Raw genomic sequence first — 16,225 nt, forward strand, 5'->3', positions numbered from 1 at the left:
GTTCCCACATTCCCGCCGCGGCCCGAGCATCGGCCTACGTGGTTCCCCGTAGACCGAGCCGTCTCAGCCGCGGTGCGCGACCACCGTCAGCTCGACACGCGAGCGGACGCCCAGCTTGCGGAACACCCGACCGAGGTGCACCTCGACGGTCCGCACGGAGACGAACAGGCACTCGGCGACCTCCTTGTTGGAGGCTCCGTCGACGACCAGCAACGCCACGTCGAGCTCACGCTCCGTGAGGACGTCGCCCCAGCGTTCGTGCAACCCGGCGCGCAGGGCGTCCACCGCGGCCGTGCCGCCCGGCTCACGTGCCACGCCCAGACGGTCCGTCCCGCCCGACGGCGTCCCTCCGCCCGCGGCACCCGGCACCATTCCGCCGGGTCCGGTCGGGCCCAGCGCGCCGGCCGGAACGGGCACCGCCGGCTCCGGGCCGGTCACGGGCGGTGCGGACGCGTGCGGGTCTCCCTCGTCCATCGCCCGGAGGTCGTCGGCGGCGACCCGCTCCCACGCCGTCGCCCCCGCCGTGCGGAAGAGCTCGACGGCCGAGAACAGGTGGCTCGTCGCGTCGTAGACGTCGGTCGTGCGGGCGAGCGCCCGCCCGATCGCGAGCTCGGTGCGCGCCCGCTCGTACGGCGACGCGAGCCGTCGCGACACCTCGACCGCCGCCTCGACCGCGGCGGCCAGCCGCTCCGGGGACGCGACGAGCACGTCGGCGCGCACGATCGCCGCGTCGCGCAGGTCGGCCGGAAGACCGGCCGTCCGCTCCCGCAGCCGGTCGCGCGCTGCGAGCGCCTCAGCACGCCGACCGGCCCGCTCCCACGCGCACACCTCGTCGACCACCGGCAGCGGCAGGGGGCGCGCGTCGACCGCGCGCTCGCGCTGCTCGGCGAGCTCGACGAGGGTCGCGGCCTCGTCGTACCGGCGCTCGAGCACGGCCGCGAGGGCCCGTCCCGCGAGCGCACCGTGCCGCACGGGTCGGCTCTGCGGGCCCGGCACGGTCGCCGTCAGGGCGGCTCCGACGGGGCTCGTCGTGCCGGTCGCTGCCAGGTCGAGGCGGCACGCGAGCACCGCCCCCAGACCGGCGAACGGCAACCCCACGGGCACGCGGTAGACCGCGTGCTCGAGCTCGGCCCGGGCCGCGCGCAGATCGCCTGCCCAGGTGTCGACGAGGGCCTTCGCGACCCACAGGTGCGCCTCCGCGAACGGCGCCGACGCGCCCGCCTCGGCGTCGTCCCACGGCTCCTCGCCGTCGAGCGGCGCGAGCTCGAGGAGTGCGTTGGCAAGCCCGGACGACGCGGACGTCAGATCGCCCCGCAGCCCGGCGTGAAGACCACCGACAGCCCGGGCGACGGCGTCACCCGCGCCGTCGGGCAGGGAGGGCGCGGCCGGCGCGGAGGTCCTGTCGTGCACCCCGAAGACCTGCGCGGCCACGGCCCCGACCGCGAGGGCGCGCCGTGCGCGCACGCTCGCGCTGGCCGCGACCTGGTCGAGCGGGCCCTGCTCCGTGAGGAGCGCGACGATCGCGCCGGCGCGCGCGAGCACGCGCCGCGCGCAGGGCCCCTCGCCCCGCTCCGCGAGCAGGCGCGCTGCCGTCACGGCGACGCGGGCCGTCCGCAACGCGGTCTTGGCCCACGCGGCCACCGGCGGTCCCCCGGCCGCGCGGGGGTCGCGGTCGAGCACGTGGGCGACGGCGCGGTCGACGACGTCGAGCGGCACCTGCCCCTCGGACATGGTCACCGCGACGACGAAGGTCCCGAGGACGCGCGCCGTCTCGTCCGGGTCGGCGCCGCGCAGGGCACCACGGGCCCAGTGGGTCGCGTCCTGGACGCAGCCCGCGGCGAGCGCCGATGCAGCGGCGAGCTCGAGCGCGCGGCGCCGCGTGCCGTCCACCGCGTGCGACGCCGCCTCGCGCGCCACCTCGAAGGCCGCGCCCGCGTCGCCGTGGTGCAGGTGCCGGCGGGCGAGCCGCACGAGCGCGCCCGCCACGTCCGCGTCGCCCTCGAGCGTCGCGAGGGCCGCGTGCCAGGCCGCGAGCTCCGGATCGACCCCGTCGAGCGCGCGGGTGAGCGCCTCGTGGGCAGCGGTCCGCTCCGCAACCGTAGCCTCGCCGTGCACGAGCGCGCGCACGCGCGGGTCGGCGAACCGGTACCGGGACGCGACGAGGTCGAGGTGCGCGGCGGCACCGCCCCGCAGGAGGTCGTCGGTGCTGCCGCACGTCGCCGCGAGGAGCGCGTCGGTCCGGGGGGTCGCCGCGACGGCCGCGACCAGCAGCACCTGGCGGTCGCACGGATCGAGCAGGTCGACGGCCTTGCCGACGACGTCCCGCACCGCAGGGACGACGGGCAGGGGGTCCGGCAGCGCTGACCAGCCGGCGAGCTGGGCGGCGCTCAGCAGGCGGGCGGTCTGGATCAGGGCCGCGGGATTGCCCGCGAGCTCGCGGGCGAGGCGTGCGGCGACGTGCGGCGCGACGACGGCGCCGTGCGACGCCAGGAGCGCGACGGTCTCGCCCGGGCCCAGTCCGGGCAGGTCACGGACCTCCAGCGCGCGCGGGAACCCGTGCGCCGTGTCGACCCGGGTCGCGGTCGCGAGGACGACGACACCGGGCACGCGCCGCAGCACGACCTGGCCGAGCGTCTCCCGGCAGTCCGGGCCGAGCAGGTCGAGGTCGTCGGCGACGACGACGAGCCGCCGGCCACCGAGCACCGGTGCGATCGAGTCCGCGAGACGCGCGGCAGCGTCCTCCGGGCCGTCGTCGTCGGGCTCCGTGCCGGCCTGCGCGGTGCTCACCCTGCCGGTGGTCGCGGCCGCGTCGGCCGGCGCGACGGCGTCGACGAGCGCGCGCACGAGAGCGGCCGGACGCTGCCCGGACCCCTGCCCGACTCGGACGACGACCGGTGCGTCGGTGTCGCCGAGAGCCAGCCCGGCGAGGATCTCGTCGAGGAGCGCCGTCTTGCCGCCACCGGGCTCGGCCCGCCAGACGATCCCCCCGTGACCGTCGGCGACGGCGGCACGGGCGCGCTCGCGCTCCCGTGCGCGAGCCAGCGTCGGCGCAGCATCCCCCGGGCGCCTGGGCGCATCCGTGCTCGTGCGTCCCCCTGGACGGTCCTGGACCCCTGTGGGCATGCGGGAACCCTCCTGATTCTGAGCGGCATCGGTCAGACGTGATTCGAATGTTAGCCGCGCTTCGAATTGCATTCGACCAGAGCGACGTCTCCGGGGAGTTTCCTGGGTGTCAACCGCGCGTCTCGGACGCGCACCGCCCCGACGGCCGGGGGCTCGACGTCAGACGTCGAGGACGAGGGTGAACGGGCCGTCGTTCACGAGCTCGACCCGCATCATCGCGCCGAACCGGCCCGTCTCGACGCGCACGCCCGCGGCCCGCAGGTCTGCGACGACCGCGTCCACGAGAGGCTCCGCGACCGGTCCCGGCGCGGCCGCCACCCACGAGGGGCGCCGCCCCTTGCGCGTGTCTCCGTAGAGCGTGAACTGGCTGACCACGAGCATGGGCGCGCCCGCGTCGGCGGCCGACAGCTCGTCCCGGAGGATCCGCAGGCCCGCGACCTTGCGCGCCAGCGTCGCCGCCTGCTCGCGCGTGTCGTCGTGGGTCACGCCGACGAGCACCAGCAGGCCGGGCTCGTCGATCGCGCCGACGGTCTCCCCCTCGACCGTCACGCTCGCGCGCGTGACCCGCTGGACGACCGCCCTCACACGTCCGCCCCGCCGACGACGGCGCGCACCTCGCCCACGCTCGCCCCGCCCCCCTCGACGGGGAACGGCGGGAGGAGCGGGCCGGCGTCGGCGGCCACGACACCCAGGGACCGGAGCGCGGCGTCGACGACCGCGTGCACGGGCCGTTTCGCGCCGTCGGCGACCTTGAACGCGAGCGCACGGCCGTCCGAGGCGGCGAGCGCGAGGACGCCGTCCGCGCCGTCCTTCGCGATCAGGCCGTCGACGGCCTGCATGAGGACGGTCGCGTCGCGGCCGGTCCCCGAGACCATGTGCGGGTGCTGGCTCATGGCCCGCGCGACCCGCGCCTCGGCCGACAGCGGGTCGTGCTGCGCGGACCCGCCGAGCCGCGCGAACGCCCGCGCGAGACCGGCGACCGACGTCGAGAAGAGCGGGGCGCCGCAGCCGTCGACCGTCACGTGCGCGGCCCCGGGCTCCTCGTCGGCACCACCGGAGGCGTCGGGCGCCGTGAGCTCCCGGACGGTCGCGGCCACCGCCCGCTGCAGAGGGTGGTCGGGGTCGAGGTACGAGGCGAGGTCCCACCCGTTGACGCGGCACGTCACGAGCATCGCGGCGTGCTTGCCGGAGCAGTTCTGGGTCAGCCGCGTCGGGCCGTGCCCCGCGAGCTCCCACTCGAGCGCGACCGCCGGGTCGAGCGGGAGCGCCGGGGTGTTGCGCAGCGCCGTCTCGTCGAGCCCGGCCAGGCCGAGCAGCTCGTGCACGCCGTCGCGGTGCACCGCGTCGCCGGCGTGGCTCGCGCACGCGAGCGCGAGCAGGCGGTCGGGCACGTCGAGGCCCGCGCGCACCATCGCGAGCGCCTGCACGGGCTTGAGCGACGACCGCGGCCAGAACGTCACTGCGGGGTCGCCGGCCGCGAGCACCACGCGGCCGGACGCGTCGAGCGCGACCAGGTGGCCGGTGTGGACCGACTCGACGAGGTCTCCGCGGACGACCTCCGCGAGGGGCGCCGCGGGCGAGGTGGACATGGTTCGCGCCTCGGCCGGCATCGCGATCACCACCCGCCCGACGACGGGCGCCTCGGCCCGGAGCCACCGCCGCCCTTGCGGCGCGAGTACGGCTGCAGCCTGGGCCGCACGTCCGCCAGGTAGACGAGCGCGGGCGTGACGAGGAGCAGGGAGTAGAAGGTCCCGCCCAGGGCGTACGTGAGCAGCGCCGCGACGAGCAGGATGAGCAGCCAGATCGGCTTCTTGAGCTTGTTCTCCGCGAGGTAGGCGTGCGCGGGGCGGATCCCGGCGTCGATCAGCGCGAAGACCTGCACGAGGAACGACGCGAGGACGAGGAGCAGGAGCACGACGCTCTGGCTGGTGCTGAACACCCTCCGAGCCTAGGGGACGTCGCCGACGCGCGGCACGCCGCCGCTCCCGTCAGGAGCCTGCCGACGCGCGGCGCACCGACGGCCTCGGTGCGTGCCGCTCGCGGACCGTGTACGGGCCGGGCAGGACCACCAACCCCTCGGCCTCGGCGGCGGCGGCGACGTGCTCGTCCCAGACGGCGACGACGACGTCGGGCGCGAGCAGGAGCGCGGACGCGAGGTGCACGGCGTCGCCGCCCCGCAGGGGGTGCGCGGCCACGAGCTCTGCGGCACGGTCGGTGACGGCCGGCGTGGTCTCGACCACGTACAGCGCGGGCCACAGGTGGGCCCACGCCTCGAGGGCAGCGGCGTGCTCGTCCTCGTCCAGGAGTCCGCGCCGTGCGCCGGCCGCGAGGACGGCCCTGAGCTCGACGTCGCTCGTGCGGCTGGTGGCGACGATCGGAGCGCGGTTCCACAGCGCGGCCGCGAGCTCGCTGCCGGGCTCGCGGCGCACGAGCCGGACGAGTGCGCTCGTGTCGAGGTAGGCGGTCGTCACGCGGGCCTCACCGGCTTCCTCATCGGCGCAGCCGGCGCACGAGGCCCGACACCGCGTTCTGGCCGCGGGCCGCGGGCGCGGCGACGTTCGGGCGCTCCTCGGCGGGCGCAGTGAGGAGGCCGTCGCGCAGGAGCCCGCCGACGAGGTCGGCGCCGTCGATGCCCGACAGGCGCGCGACGGGCACGCCCCGGTCGGTGATGACGACCTCCTCGCCCGCCCTCGCGTGGTCCAGCCAGGTCTTGAGCTCGGCGCGGAGCGCGCTCACGGAGACCTCCATGGACCGGACCGTACACCCCGCGGTGGCTCAGGTGTACAGCGACGCCCCGGTTCAGTTCCAGACCTGTCAGGCGTTCGCGGCTCCCCCCGGCCGCCAACGTCTGACAGGCGCCCCTCCCGGGCGGCTTGTCAGGCGCTCTCGGCGGTCGACCTGGGCGGGTGCCTGACAGGTCGTGGGCGTGCTCAGAGCGTGGGCAACGCGTCGCGCGCCGCGCCCGGGTCCTCGCCGGCCGCCTCGAGCGCGTCGACGAGCGCCGAGCGCACGAGCAGCGCGAGCGACGCGACCTCCCAGTCGTCGGGCGCGAGCTCCCGCGGGTCGACGAGGGCGGCTGCCGCCCGCAGCCCCTCGCGTGCCCGTGCCGGGTCGCGCCCCTCGCCGACGGCGGCGGACAGGTCGCGGACGGCGACCGCGAACCGGGACACGACGTCGGCGAGGCCGGTGGTGTCGTGCTCGCCCGTCGTCGCGGCGGTGCGTCGCGCGAGCACCCGCACGGTCCGCATCACCCGGTCGGTCAGCACGGCCTGGTCCACGGACCCGTCGATCGCGGCGAGGTGCCGACGCCCCTGGGAGTTCACGCGGGCCAGCTCGCGTGCGTCCGACGCCGAGGTCTGCCAGATCTCCAGCGCGGGCTCGGCCGCCCGTCCCCGGGCGAGAGCGGCCCGCGCCTCGTCGGCGCGCCCGTGCGCGAGACCCTCGGCGAGCATCGTGAGGGTCTCCGCGAGCGCGTTCAGCGCCTCACGGCCCAGCAGCGCGAGCCGTCGCCGCGGGTCGCGCGGCCACAGCACCGCGATCAGCAGGGCCAGCGCGCCGCCCACCAGAGCGTCCACGAACCGCGCCCCCGGGCCGCCCGTGCTGGACGGCGGCAGCAGCACGATCACGACGGCCTGGACCCCGGCCTGCGTCGTGAGCAGGACGCCGGCGTCGATGAACCGCGCGACCAGCGCGGAGACGACGAGCACGACGGCGACCTGCCAGGCGCCCGAGCCGATGACGTGCACGATCGCGTCGCCGATCCCGACGCCCAGCGCGACGCCGATCGCGAGCTCGAGGACGCGGCGGATCTGCCGGTCGGGCGCGAAGCCCAGGCAGACCCACGCGGCGACGGGAGCGAAGAACGGGAACGGGTGGTCGAACAGGTCGTGCGCGACGAAGTACGCGACGCCGGCGGCGACCGCGGAGACCACGATCGGGACGAACGACGTCCGCACGCGCGCGACGCCCTGCCGGGCGCGCGCGCGTCCGGTGAGGATCCGCAGCCTGCGCCAGGTGTCGGCAGCGACGACGCGCGCCTGGGTCACGCCGTCGTGCGGGCCTGCATGTGCGTGGCCCGGCGCTCCGGTCCGCACGTCCTCCTCGTCGGGCATGGGGCCAGCGTCAGGCGCCCGAGCCGAGTGCGCCACCGAAGCCGGGCGACCCGACGCCGGAGGTGCCGCCCAGCCCGCGGGTCAGCGGTCCGCGGGCCTCCGGCCGGTCCACGCTCACCCCGTCACCGGGGACGATCTCCTCCTGCCCCGCGGCGATCACGCCGCCCGCGGGGTCGCCGGACGCCAGCCCGTCGACGATCAGCTCGCCCGACGGCGCCGACCGCTTGAGCACGGCGAGCGCCACCGGGCCGAGCTCGTGGTGCCGGACGACGCTCGTCACGCGGCCGACGGGTCGCGACTGCGGGTCGGCGTCGGGGCCGCCCGCGCGGACGGCGGCGCCGGCCTCGGGCACGGTGTGGCCCGACCCGTCGAGGTGCGCGAACGCCAGCCGGCGCGGGGGGCGGCCGAGGTTGTGCACGCGCGCGACGGTCTCCTGGCCGCGGTAGCAGCCCTTGTGCAGGTGGACGGCGGTGCGGAGCCAGTCGAGCTCGTGCGGGATGGTGCGGTCGTCGACCTCGGTGGCCAGGCGCGGGCGCCAGGCGGCGACGCGCGACGCCTCGGTCGCCCAGGTGCCGACGAGCCGCCAGCCCGCGGCCTCGCGCAGCTCGACCTCGCGCACGAGGTCGGCGCGGGGCACGAGCACGAGGCGCCAGTCCCGCTCGCTGCCCGGGTGCTCGTCGTCGGGCGGGCCGTAGCGGGTGCCGCCGGGCGCCGTCGTCGGCCAGGGGTCGCGCCAGGTCACCGGCTCACCCTCGCCGCCCTCGGCGTCGACGGGCTCGCCGAGCACGGCGTACTCCGCGGTCGCGTCCGTGATCTCGACGCGGAGCATGAACTTCATGCGGTCCAGCCACGCCGCGAGCGCCGGGGCGTGCGAGCCCTCGGTGAGCAGCCAGGTCGCCTCGCCGTCGTCGACGACGCCCGCCGCGTGCTCGACGTGCCCGTGCGGGTCGAGCACGAGCAGCTCGGTCGACGTGCGCGGCGCGAGGCCCAGCAGGTCCTGCGACGTGATGGAGTGCAGCCAGCTCAGACGATCGGGGCCGGCCACCCGGACGACGCCCGTGTGCGAGAGGTCGGCCACCGCGCCGCCGCGACCGAGCGCGCGCTGCTCGGCCGTCGGGTCACCGTAGTGCCAGGCGACGCCCGCGTCCGGCCCGCTCGCCTCGACCGCGCCGTGGCGCGCGAGCAGCGGGCTGCGGTAGGCCGGCGCCCCGACGGCGTCGGTCACGACTCCTCCTGGCGCTCGAGACGCGCGGACGCGTAGCTCTGCAGCGGGTTGCCGAACGCCGCGAGCTCCCAGACCCACATGAGGTCGCCCTCCACCAGCCCGTACAGGCGCTTCGCGGCCGTCACCTCCGCGGACGACGCCGTCCGGGCGAGGAGGTCGTGCACCAGGTCGACGCGTCCGTCGCCCACGGCACCGACGTAGAGGGTCAGCCAGCCCGCCGGGTCGGCGAGCATGACCTCGAGCGCCTGCTGCGACTCGGACAGCCCCTCGGGGCGGTCGGGCGACACCCGCCAGTAGCCCGTCTCGGTCTGCCACACGGGCAGCTCGTCCGACGCCGGCTCCGCGAGCCGGATCGTGGACTCGTAGCGCAGGTAGGGGCCGCCGTCGTGGTCGAACACGACGTCCTGGACGAACGCGGCCTCGTCGATCCCCGGGTAGGAGATCACGCCCTCACCGCGCCACCTCCCCACCAGCCAGGCCAGCGGGTACACCTCGGGCGCGAGCCCCTCCGGGAACGCGAACGGCATGGGTCAGCGCTGGCCCTCGAACAGGCGGTACACCGCGTAGCAGGCGAACCAGACGATGGCGACGGTCGTCACCCCGAGCAGCGTGACGAAGAAGATCTCGGTACCGGTCATGGCCCGATCCTACGTCGGCCGCGTGCCCCTCCCGGGGTGCGTGGAGGGCCCGGCGCGTGGCGTCGGTCTCATACGCTCGACCCGTGACGACCACACCGACGACCAGCCCCGCCCCGGCCCCGACCGCGGCACCAGCCCGCACGCTCGTCGTGAAGACCACGAGCGGCACCGACCGCCCCGAGGCCGCGAACCAGGCGTTCACCGTCGCCGCGGCCGCCGTCGCCGCCGGCGTGCCGGTGAGCCTGTGGCTCACGGGCGAGGCCGCGTGGTTCGGGGTGCCCGGGCGCGCGGCTGAGCTCGCCCTCGAGCACGCCGCGCCGCTCCCCGACCTGCTCGACGCCGTCCTCGCCGCGGGGACCGTCACCGTGTGCACGCAGTGCGCGGCGCGGCGCGGGATCACGCCCGACGACGTCCTGGCGGGCGTGCGGATCGCCGGCGCCCCCGTGTTCGTGGAGGAGGCCCTGGCGCCCGGCGCCCAGGCGCTCGTCTACTGAGACGCCGGTCCGCTCAGGCCGGACGCAGCCACACGGTCGAGCCCGCCGGGCCCGTGAACGTCACGGTGACGACGTCCGCGCTGCCAGCCCACCAGACCTGCACGTACCAGCGGCCGTGCACCCAGGGCAGCACCGACGCGGCCGAGCCGGAGCCTCGGACGCCCGTGATCGTCACCCCGTCGCTCGCTGCGACCCGGTAGAGGGCGAAGCTCAGGTCGTGGACCGGGAGCCTCGTCGTGAAGGACTGGGCCGTGGGCTCCGCGGAAGGCGTCGGATCGGGCGTCGGGGTCGGTGTCGGAGCCGGGGCCGTGGGGCCGGACGTGCTCCCCGGCCCGGCGGGGGCGGTGGGCGACGACGCCGGGGCCGTCGGCCTCGTGGTCGCCGGCGTCGTGGTTGTCGGCGTCGTCGGGTGGCTCGTCGGCGTGGAGGTCCCTGTCGGGCGCCGCGAAGGCTCCGGGTCGCTCGCGGAGCTCGCCCGCCCGGAGTCGTCGCCCCGGCTCGCCGCAGTCGACCCGGGGACGAGCCCCTCGTCGGGCGCCGTGTCGCTCGGGCCCTCCGACGGGACGGAGCCCGGGGCCGTGGCGGACGACGTCGGGCTCGCCGCGGGCAGGGAGCCCGGCTCGTCGGGTGCGCTCCCGGCCGCACCGAAGCGGTCCCCGCCCGCCGCGTCGACCACGGTGGTGGCGGTCGACGACGCCGGCCCCGGGTCGCCGTCGGGCCGGAGCACCATCGCGCTCGCAAGACCGGCGGCGACGACGAGCACCCCGCCCGCCACGGCGACCGTCGTGGTCGCGCGACCCCACCGTGAGCCGCCGACCGCAGCCGTCCCGCCGGCCGTGCCCGCGAGCGCCGCGGCACCCTTGAGCGCGCCCGCCCCGAGCCACGGTGCGATCGCCTTGAGCCCCCACGAGACCTCCCGGACGTCGATGAACGCGCGCGTGCACGCGGCGCAGCCGTCGACGTGCTGCTCCAGCTCCCGCCGACGCCGGGCGCTGAGCCGCCCCTTGAGATACCCGTGCATCCCGGCCCGCGCCGCGCGGCACCCGGCCTCGTCGGTGAGCGCCGCGTGCGCCGCGGCGAAGCCCTCCGCCAGTCGCTCCTCCGCGCGGCGCAGCCGCACCGTGACCGCGTGCGGCCGGACGTCCAGCTCCTCGGCGATGGCCGTGACCGACCTCTCGTCGACGTGGCGGCTCCACAGGAGGTCACGGTCCGCACCCGTCAGCCCGTCGAGCGCGCGGCGCAGCATGTCGACGTCCGCCTGACGCTCGGTCTCGAGGGCGGCGACGTCGGGCACGGCCGGGGCGAGCTCGGTCAGCACCTCGTCCTCGACGGGTCGCGCACGCGACGCCTCACGGGCCAGCGAGTACCCCTCGTTGACGGCGGCCCGGCGCCAGTAGGCGAGCGGGGCGTCGAACGTGACGCCGTCGTCGGCCAGCCGGAGCATCTTGACGAGCGCCCGGCTCGCCGCCTCCTCGGGGTCGACACCCCGGACGGCCGACGCCACGGCTGCGACGACGCGAGGGCGGTGCTGCGCCCAGTCGCTCGTGTCCTCCACGCCGGTCCTCCGTCCCTCGGCGTCCGTCAGCCGAGCCACTATGCCATCGGCCCCGGCCAGGTTTCCAAAAGCTCGTGCCGAGAACGGTGTGACATCCCGACCGCACGCGCGTCCAGGAGGCATGACACGCCCCGACGACCGCCCTGCGCTCCTGCGCCTGGGCGCCGACTACCTCACCGCCTACGCGGCGAACGACGCCGTCACGCTGTTCCGCCTGGCCGACCGCTGGTCCGAGACCGCGCTGCGCGACGCGACCTGCGAGGTCGCGCTCGTCGGTCTCCGCGCCGCCCTCGGTCCGACCGGCGTCGACGCCGTGTGCCGCCACCTCCGGGAGGTCGGGGCATGAGCGCGTACCTCGGCCGCGTACGCGCCTTCCTGGGGCGCCGCCCGCGGACGTCGCTCGTCGTCCTCGTGCCCGCCTGTGTCGTCGTCGGCATCGCGGCCGGTCTGGCCGTCGGCGCGCTCACGCTCCGCTGAGGCCGGCGTGCTCCACCATCCTCCGGACCGGCCGCACCTGCGCGTCGTCGCCACCCCGCCGGGCAGCCGCGGCCGACCCCACCTCGCGCCGTGCGCGGCCGGGTGCGTCCGCCCGGCACACCACCGCCCCGGGTGCGCCGACCCGTGCTGCGACGGCTGCCTGCCCCGGCCCGCCGGGCACGGCGTGCTCTGCGACGGCTGCCACGCCCGGCTCGCGCTGGCGCTGCGACGCCTGCCCGCCGTCGTACGGGACCACGCCGACCGCCCGGACGAGCCGCAGGCGCTCCGGGTCTACGACGCGGTCGCCACGTGGGTCCGCGACGCGCTCGAGCTGTACCCGGTGCCCACGGAGCGCCCGGCCCGGCTCGACGCCGCCGTCCACGCGCCTGCGCACGGACCCGTCACGCGACGCCACCGGCCGCTCGGCCTCGGGGACGCGGCCGGCCTCGGGGACGCCGTGCGCGCGCTGTGCGGGTGGCTCGACCGGCACCTGCCGTGGGTCGAGGCGCAGCCGTGGGCGGCGCGGCTGGCGGCCGAGCTCGGCGATCTCGCGGCGCCCTGACGCGACGGACCGCGCCGCACGTGCGTACCGTGCGGCCGTGTCCTCCCCCGTGCCCGCGGGCCCCGACGTCGTCCTCGACCGCCTCCGCCGCGTCGCCGTGCTCGTGCTCGAGGGCGCCAAGCCGCTCGACGTCGGGATCCCCGCGCAGGTGTTCACGACGCGTCCGAGCATGCCGTACGAGGTACGCGTGTGCGGGGCGGCGCCCGGACTCGTGACCGGCGGCGACGGACTGGCGTACCACGTGGCGTCGGGGCTGGACGCCCTCGCGTGGGCGGACGTCGTCTTCGTCCCGGGCTACCGGTTCCCGGACCGCGACGCACCCCCGGCCCGCGTCGTGGACGCGCTGGTCGGGGCGCACGAGCGCGGCGCCCGGCTCGCCGCGATCTCGACGGGCGCGTTCGCGCTCGCGGCGACCGGCCTCCTCGACGGGCGACGCGCGACGACGCACTGGCACTACACACGGGCGCTCGCCGCGAAGCACCCCCGGATCCGGGTCGACGAGAACGTGCTGTTCGTCGACGAGGGCAGCGTGCTCACGTCGGCGGGCGCGGCGTCGGGCATCGACCTGTGCCTGCACGTGCTGCGCGGCGACCTGGGGGTCGCCGCGTCCAACCATGCGGCGAGGCGACTCGTCGCCGCGCCGTACCGCAGCGGCGGGCAGGCCCAGTACGTCCCGCGCAGCGTGCCCGAGCCCCTGGGCGAACGGTTCGCCGCGACCCGAGAGTGGGCCCTGCACCGGCTCGACCGGCCGCTCACCCTCGACGTGCTCGCGCGGCACGCCGCCGTCTCGCCGCGGACGTTCTCCCGCCGCTTCGCCGCCGACACCGGGTGCACGCCCATGCAGTGGGTCCTGCGGGCGCGCATCGACCTCGCCCGCGAGCTCCTCGAACGGTCGGAGCGGAGCGTCGAGCAGGTCGCCGACGACGTCGGGCTGGGCACGGGCGCGAACCTGCGCCTGCACTTCCAGCGGGTCCTCGGGACGACGCCCACCGAGTACCGGCGGACGTTCGCGCGCGGCGAGTAGCCGTCGTCGGGCGTGGCGCGATCCTTGCGGACCCTGGCGCAGGCGCCCCTGTCTGAGCCGCGGCCCACGGACCAGCCTGGTGGGGAACCGAGAGGAGACCCACCCATGACCCGCACTCCCACCCGCGTGGCGATCAACGGCTTCGGCCGGATCGGGCGCAACGTGCTCCGCGCGCTCCTCGAGCGCGACACCGACCTCGAGGTCGTCGCCGTCAACGACCTCACCGAGCCGGCCGCGCTCGCCCGGCTGCTCGCGTTCGACACCACGGCCGGGCGGCTCGGGCGGCCCGTGTCGGTCGACGGGGACGACCTCGTCGTGGACGGCCGCCGCATCAGGGTGCTCGCCGAGCGCGAGCCCGCGAAGCTCCCGTGGGCCGAGCTCGGCGTCGACGTGGCGCTCGAGTCGACGGGCCGCTTCACCGCCGCGAGCGACGCCCGAGCGCATCTCGACGCAGGCGCGCGGCGTGTCCTCGTGAGCGCCCCGTCCGCCGGAGCCGACGTGACCCTGGCCCCGGGCGTGAACACCGAGGCCTACGACCCTGCGCAGCACACGATCGTGTCGAACGCGTCGTGCACGACGAACGCCCTCGCGCCGCTCGCGTCCGTGCTCGACGAGCTCGCCGGCATCGAGCACGGCTTCATGACGACCGTCCACGCGTACACGCAGGAGCAGAACCTCCAGGACGGGCCGCACCGCGACCCGCGGCGTGCCCGCGCGGCCGCGGAGAACATCGTCCCGACGACGACGGGCGCCGCCAAGGCCATCGGCCTGGTCCTGCCGCAGCTCGACGGGAGGCTGTCGGGCGACTCGATCCGGGTGCCGGTCCCGGTCGGGTCGATCGTCGAGCTCAACACCGTCGTCGCACGGGACGTCACGCACGACGACGTCCTCGCCGCCTACCGCACGGCGGCCGACGGGCGGCTGGCCGGGATCCTCGAGTACTCGGACGATCCCCTGGTGTCGTCGGACATCACGGGCAACCCGGCGTCGTCGGTCTTCGACTCGGCGCTGACGCGCGTCGACGGGCGGCACGTCAAGGTCGTGGCCTGGTACGACAACGAGTGGGGCTTCTCGAACCGCGTCATCGACACGCTCGAGCTGCTCGGCGCGTCCTGAGACCCGGCCGCCCCCTCGAGACAAGCCGCCTGGCGGGGTACTTCGGCGCGGCTCAGGCCGCGGCGGGGCGCAGGCGCCGCAGCGCCACGTAGAGCTCGCACCCGAGGCAGAAGTCGAAGACGGCGTTGAGCACGGCCGCGACGAGCGCGAGCGCTGCGGCGACCGGGACCGCGGCGCCGACGCCCGCCACCCCGAGCACCAACCCGATGCCTGTGATGATCAGCCCGACGAGCTGGGCGAAGCGCGGCGGGCGCGGGTCCTCGAGCTCGTTCGGCGGGGCGAGGCGCGGGCGCACGAGGAGCCTGAACAGCGCGCCCTGCCACGTGCCCTGCGGCCCGCGTGCCGCGCCGAGCGCGAACGACAGCACGACGACCAGCAGCAGCCACACCGCGGCGGGCGTGCCGGCGAGCAGGAGGACGACGGCCAGCAGGACCGCGGTCACCCCGGCACCGAACCGGGGGCCGCGCGGGTCGATCCCCGTCGGTGCGGTCACGGCGGTGGTCGTGCCGGTCTGGGGCTCGTGCTCGGTCATCGGGACTCCTGCGTGGCGCTTCGGGGTGTCGCGGGCGAGCCGTGCGCCGCCGGGCGCCGGGTCACGCCCCGACGACGGCGAGCGCCTGCTCGGCCTGCGCGCGGCCGACGGCCCCGGTCATCCGGGCGACCTCGCGGCCGTCCCGGTCGAGCACCAGCACCGTGGGTGCGCGCAGCACCGAGAAGCGTCGCACCAGGTCCAGGTTCCGGTCGATGTCCATCTCGCTGTGCGAGACGTCGTCACGCCGAGCGACGAGCTCCCCGAGGACGCGGGACGTCGCGCGGCACGGGCTGCAGTGGTCCGTCGAGAACTGCACGAACGTCGCGCTGCGGGCGAGCTCGACGCCCCGCTCGCGCCACACGTCGTCGGGCTCGGACGCGACGGGGGCTGCGCCGTCGGGCGCCGCCACCCGGACGACGCCCTGCCGCGAGCGCCACCACAGGCCGAGCGCGAGCGCGACCACGACGACGGCCGCGACGAGCAGCACGCGAACCAGCACCGGAACCTCCTTGCCGAGCTCCCCGCCGCCGACGGCGGCCACGCGTCAGCCGATCAGCCGGCCGACCACGAAGATCAGGATGCCACCGACCGCCACGGGCACGGTCGCCGCGCTCGCGGACGCCCACCGCCCGCGCGTCGTCGGCACGTGACCGAACAGCGCCGCCAGCGACGTCACGACCACGCCCGCGACGAGCCCCGCCCACAGGCCCGACGGCCAGTCGATGCGCGGGAGCGCCCGCGCGACGCCCGCCCCGGCGGCAGCGGCGAGCACCACGGCCGACCCGATGCCCGCCCAGCCGCGCAGCGGCGTCGAGCACACCACGGCGGCCACGGCGATGGCGACGGCGCAGCTCACGACGAGCGCCGCGCCCTCCTCGGACAGGCCCGCGGCGAGCCAGCCGGAGCAGCCCACGGCGACGACGATCCCGGAGACCTCGCCCGACACGTTCGCGACGAGGTCCTCGCGCGGGCGGCGCCGCGCGAGCTCGTTGACGAAGGCGAGCAGCAGGCCCATCGCGACCACGACGGGCAGGTTGCGGAGCACCGGCTCGCCGTCGGTGACGTCCACGACGAGCGCCGCCCCCAGCCCGACGAGCGCCACGAGGAAGCCCGAGGCGCCGCGCGCGTGCAGGTGCATGAGCCCGGGCCAGCCGATCGCCGTCAGCAGGACGAGCACGACGACCGCCCCCGCGAGGGGCACGGTGCCGAAGTACGCGGCGACCGCGACCATCGCCGCGAGGCAGGCCGTCAGGACGGAGCGGGTGGTCGCGGTCATGCGTGGCCGAGGGTCGGACGCCGGACGCAGGCACGGGCCGTCACGGGGACACTGGGTGTGGGCACGCCTCCGAGTGTCCCAGATCTGCGCC

The 16,225-nt window shown here is 76.7% G+C and carries 19 protein-coding genes; 6 read left to right on the top strand and 13 right to left on the bottom strand.

Translation table 11 applies throughout. From position 1 onward, the window contains the following. Window positions 1-63 precede the first annotated feature (63 nt). From KDY119_RS15045 to KDY119_RS15085, 9 genes are all read right to left on the bottom strand, one after another. Window positions 64-3,123: a helix-turn-helix transcriptional regulator gene (locus KDY119_RS15045; RefSeq protein ID WP_153022491.1), complete on the bottom strand. Its 3,060-nt coding sequence runs from the start codon at window positions 3,121-3,123 to the stop codon at window positions 64-66. Between the two features lie 159 nt (window positions 3,124-3,282). Next, a complete protein-coding gene (gene dtd, locus KDY119_RS15050; protein ID WP_036947399.1) occupies window positions 3,283-3,708 on the bottom strand; it encodes a D-aminoacyl-tRNA deacylase in 426 nt (141 codons plus the stop codon). Continuing rightward, window positions 3,705-4,712: an asparaginase gene (locus tag KDY119_RS15055; protein WP_036948631.1), complete on the bottom strand. Its 1,008-nt coding sequence runs from the start codon at window positions 4,710-4,712 to the stop codon at window positions 3,705-3,707. Before KDY119_RS15055 ends, dtd begins: the two co-directional genes overlap by 4 nt. A gap of 26 nt (window positions 4,713-4,738) precedes the next feature. Next, a complete protein-coding gene (locus KDY119_RS15060) occupies window positions 4,739-5,062 on the bottom strand; it encodes a DUF2516 family protein (RefSeq protein WP_036947401.1) in 324 nt (107 codons plus the stop codon). Window positions 5,063-5,111: 49 nt separating this feature from the next. Continuing rightward, window positions 5,112-5,594 (bottom strand): type II toxin-antitoxin system VapC family toxin, encoded by a 483-nt coding sequence (locus tag KDY119_RS15065; protein WP_083890643.1) that lies wholly within the window; start codon window positions 5,592-5,594, stop codon window positions 5,112-5,114. Between the two features lie 19 nt (window positions 5,595-5,613). Continuing rightward, window positions 5,614-5,871 (bottom strand): type II toxin-antitoxin system Phd/YefM family antitoxin, encoded by a 258-nt coding sequence (locus KDY119_RS15070; protein ID WP_051136286.1) that lies wholly within the window; start codon window positions 5,869-5,871, stop codon window positions 5,614-5,616. 182 nt (window positions 5,872-6,053) lie between these two features. Continuing rightward, on the bottom strand, window positions 6,054-7,235 hold the full coding sequence (locus KDY119_RS15075; protein ID WP_083890644.1) for an FUSC family protein: 1,182 nt from the start codon (window positions 7,233-7,235) through the stop codon (window positions 6,054-6,056). Between the two features lie 10 nt (window positions 7,236-7,245). Beyond that, the gene (gene ygfZ, locus KDY119_RS15080) at window positions 7,246-8,460 is read right to left on the bottom strand and encodes a CAF17-like 4Fe-4S cluster assembly/insertion protein YgfZ (protein ID WP_153022492.1); all 1,215 of its coding nucleotides are present in this window, start codon (window positions 8,458-8,460) and stop codon (window positions 7,246-7,248) included. Continuing rightward, window positions 8,457-8,987 (bottom strand): FABP family protein, encoded by a 531-nt coding sequence (locus KDY119_RS15085; RefSeq protein ID WP_036947403.1) that lies wholly within the window; start codon window positions 8,985-8,987, stop codon window positions 8,457-8,459. Before KDY119_RS15085 ends, ygfZ begins: the two co-directional genes overlap by 4 nt. Window positions 8,988-9,181: 194 nt before the next feature. Between KDY119_RS15085 and KDY119_RS15090 the strand changes: the two genes are divergently transcribed. Continuing rightward, window positions 9,182-9,592 (top strand): DsrE family protein, encoded by a 411-nt coding sequence (locus tag KDY119_RS15090; RefSeq protein ID WP_051136287.1) that lies wholly within the window; start codon window positions 9,182-9,184, stop codon window positions 9,590-9,592. Between the two features lie 13 nt (window positions 9,593-9,605). Here the strand turns inward: KDY119_RS15090 and KDY119_RS15095 are convergent, their stop codons facing one another. Further along, on the bottom strand, window positions 9,606-11,147 hold the full coding sequence (locus tag KDY119_RS15095; protein WP_153022493.1) for a zf-HC2 domain-containing protein: 1,542 nt from the start codon (window positions 11,145-11,147) through the stop codon (window positions 9,606-9,608). 121 nt (window positions 11,148-11,268) lie between these two features. Between KDY119_RS15095 and KDY119_RS15100 the strand changes: the two genes are divergently transcribed. The 5 genes from KDY119_RS15100 (at window position 11,269) to gap (ending at window position 14,326) form a co-directional block, all read left to right on the top strand. Beyond that, window positions 11,269-11,493, top strand: a complete 225-nt coding sequence (locus KDY119_RS15100) for a hypothetical protein (RefSeq protein WP_036947408.1) — start codon at window positions 11,269-11,271, stop codon at window positions 11,491-11,493. Beyond that, window positions 11,490-11,624 (top strand): hypothetical protein, encoded by a 135-nt coding sequence (locus KDY119_RS19295; protein ID WP_265576710.1) that lies wholly within the window; start codon window positions 11,490-11,492, stop codon window positions 11,622-11,624. Before KDY119_RS15100 ends, KDY119_RS19295 begins: the two co-directional genes overlap by 4 nt. Before the next feature lie 7 nt (window positions 11,625-11,631). Further along, window positions 11,632-12,186, top strand: coding sequence for a hypothetical protein (locus KDY119_RS15105; RefSeq protein ID WP_153022494.1), 555 nt, complete (start codon window positions 11,632-11,634; stop codon window positions 12,184-12,186). A 37-nt stretch (window positions 12,187-12,223) separates the two neighbouring features. Further along, entirely contained in the window at window positions 12,224-13,210 is a 987-nt protein-coding gene (locus KDY119_RS15110; RefSeq protein WP_051136424.1) for a GlxA family transcriptional regulator, read from the top strand. Window positions 13,211-13,315: 105 nt separating this feature from the next. Further along, window positions 13,316-14,326: a type I glyceraldehyde-3-phosphate dehydrogenase gene (gene gap, locus KDY119_RS15115; RefSeq protein WP_036947410.1), complete on the top strand. Its 1,011-nt coding sequence runs from the start codon at window positions 13,316-13,318 to the stop codon at window positions 14,324-14,326. Window positions 14,327-14,378: 52 nt separating this feature from the next. Here the strand turns inward: gap and KDY119_RS15120 are convergent, their stop codons facing one another. The 3 genes from KDY119_RS15120 to KDY119_RS15130 all read right to left on the bottom strand — a co-directional run bounded on the left by KDY119_RS15120 (window position 14,379) and on the right by KDY119_RS15130 (window position 16,134). After that, window positions 14,379-14,858, bottom strand: coding sequence for a DUF4395 domain-containing protein (locus KDY119_RS15120; protein WP_036947411.1), 480 nt, complete (start codon window positions 14,856-14,858; stop codon window positions 14,379-14,381). A gap of 61 nt (window positions 14,859-14,919) precedes the next feature. Next, on the bottom strand, window positions 14,920-15,399 hold the full coding sequence (locus tag KDY119_RS15125; RefSeq protein ID WP_227994374.1) for a thioredoxin family protein: 480 nt from the start codon (window positions 15,397-15,399) through the stop codon (window positions 14,920-14,922). Between the two features lie 3 nt (window positions 15,400-15,402). After that, on the bottom strand, window positions 15,403-16,134 hold the full coding sequence (locus tag KDY119_RS15130; protein ID WP_153022495.1) for a hypothetical protein: 732 nt from the start codon (window positions 16,132-16,134) through the stop codon (window positions 15,403-15,405). Between the last annotated feature and the right edge of the window lie 91 nt (window positions 16,135-16,225).

This window comes from Luteimicrobium xylanilyticum (genome assembly GCF_009429125.1).
Lineage (GTDB): Bacteria > Actinomycetota > Actinomycetes > Actinomycetales > Cellulomonadaceae > Luteimicrobium > Luteimicrobium xylanilyticum.

What these genes read in the sequence shown, in the direction of transcription:
- gap (WP_036947410.1), top strand. Translation starts at nt 13,316, where the DNA reads ATGACCCGCACTCCCACCCGCGTGGCGATCAACGGCTTCGGCCGGATC.
- KDY119_RS15070 (WP_051136286.1), bottom strand. Translation starts at nt 5,871, where the DNA reads ATGGAGGTCTCCGTGAGCGCGCTCCGCGCCGAGCTCAAGACCTGGCTG.
- KDY119_RS15075 (WP_083890644.1), bottom strand. Translation starts at nt 7,235, where the DNA reads ATGCCCGACGAGGAGGACGTGCGGACCGGAGCGCCGGGCCACGCACAT.
- KDY119_RS15130 (WP_153022495.1), bottom strand. Translation starts at nt 16,134, where the DNA reads ATGACCGCGACCACCCGCTCCGTCCTGACGGCCTGCCTCGCGGCGATG.
- KDY119_RS15100 (WP_036947408.1), top strand. Translation starts at nt 11,269, where the DNA reads ATGACACGCCCCGACGACCGCCCTGCGCTCCTGCGCCTGGGCGCCGAC.
- KDY119_RS15120 (WP_036947411.1), bottom strand. Translation starts at nt 14,858, where the DNA reads ATGACCGAGCACGAGCCCCAGACCGGCACGACCACCGCCGTGACCGCA.
- KDY119_RS15045 (WP_153022491.1), bottom strand. Translation starts at nt 3,123, where the DNA reads ATGCCCACAGGGGTCCAGGACCGTCCAGGGGGACGCACGAGCACGGAT.
- KDY119_RS19295 (WP_265576710.1), top strand. Translation starts at nt 11,490, where the DNA reads ATGAGCGCGTACCTCGGCCGCGTACGCGCCTTCCTGGGGCGCCGCCCG.
- KDY119_RS15085 (WP_036947403.1), bottom strand. Translation starts at nt 8,987, where the DNA reads ATGCCGTTCGCGTTCCCGGAGGGGCTCGCGCCCGAGGTGTACCCGCTG.
- KDY119_RS15055 (WP_036948631.1), bottom strand. Translation starts at nt 4,712, where the DNA reads ATGTCCACCTCGCCCGCGGCGCCCCTCGCGGAGGTCGTCCGCGGAGAC.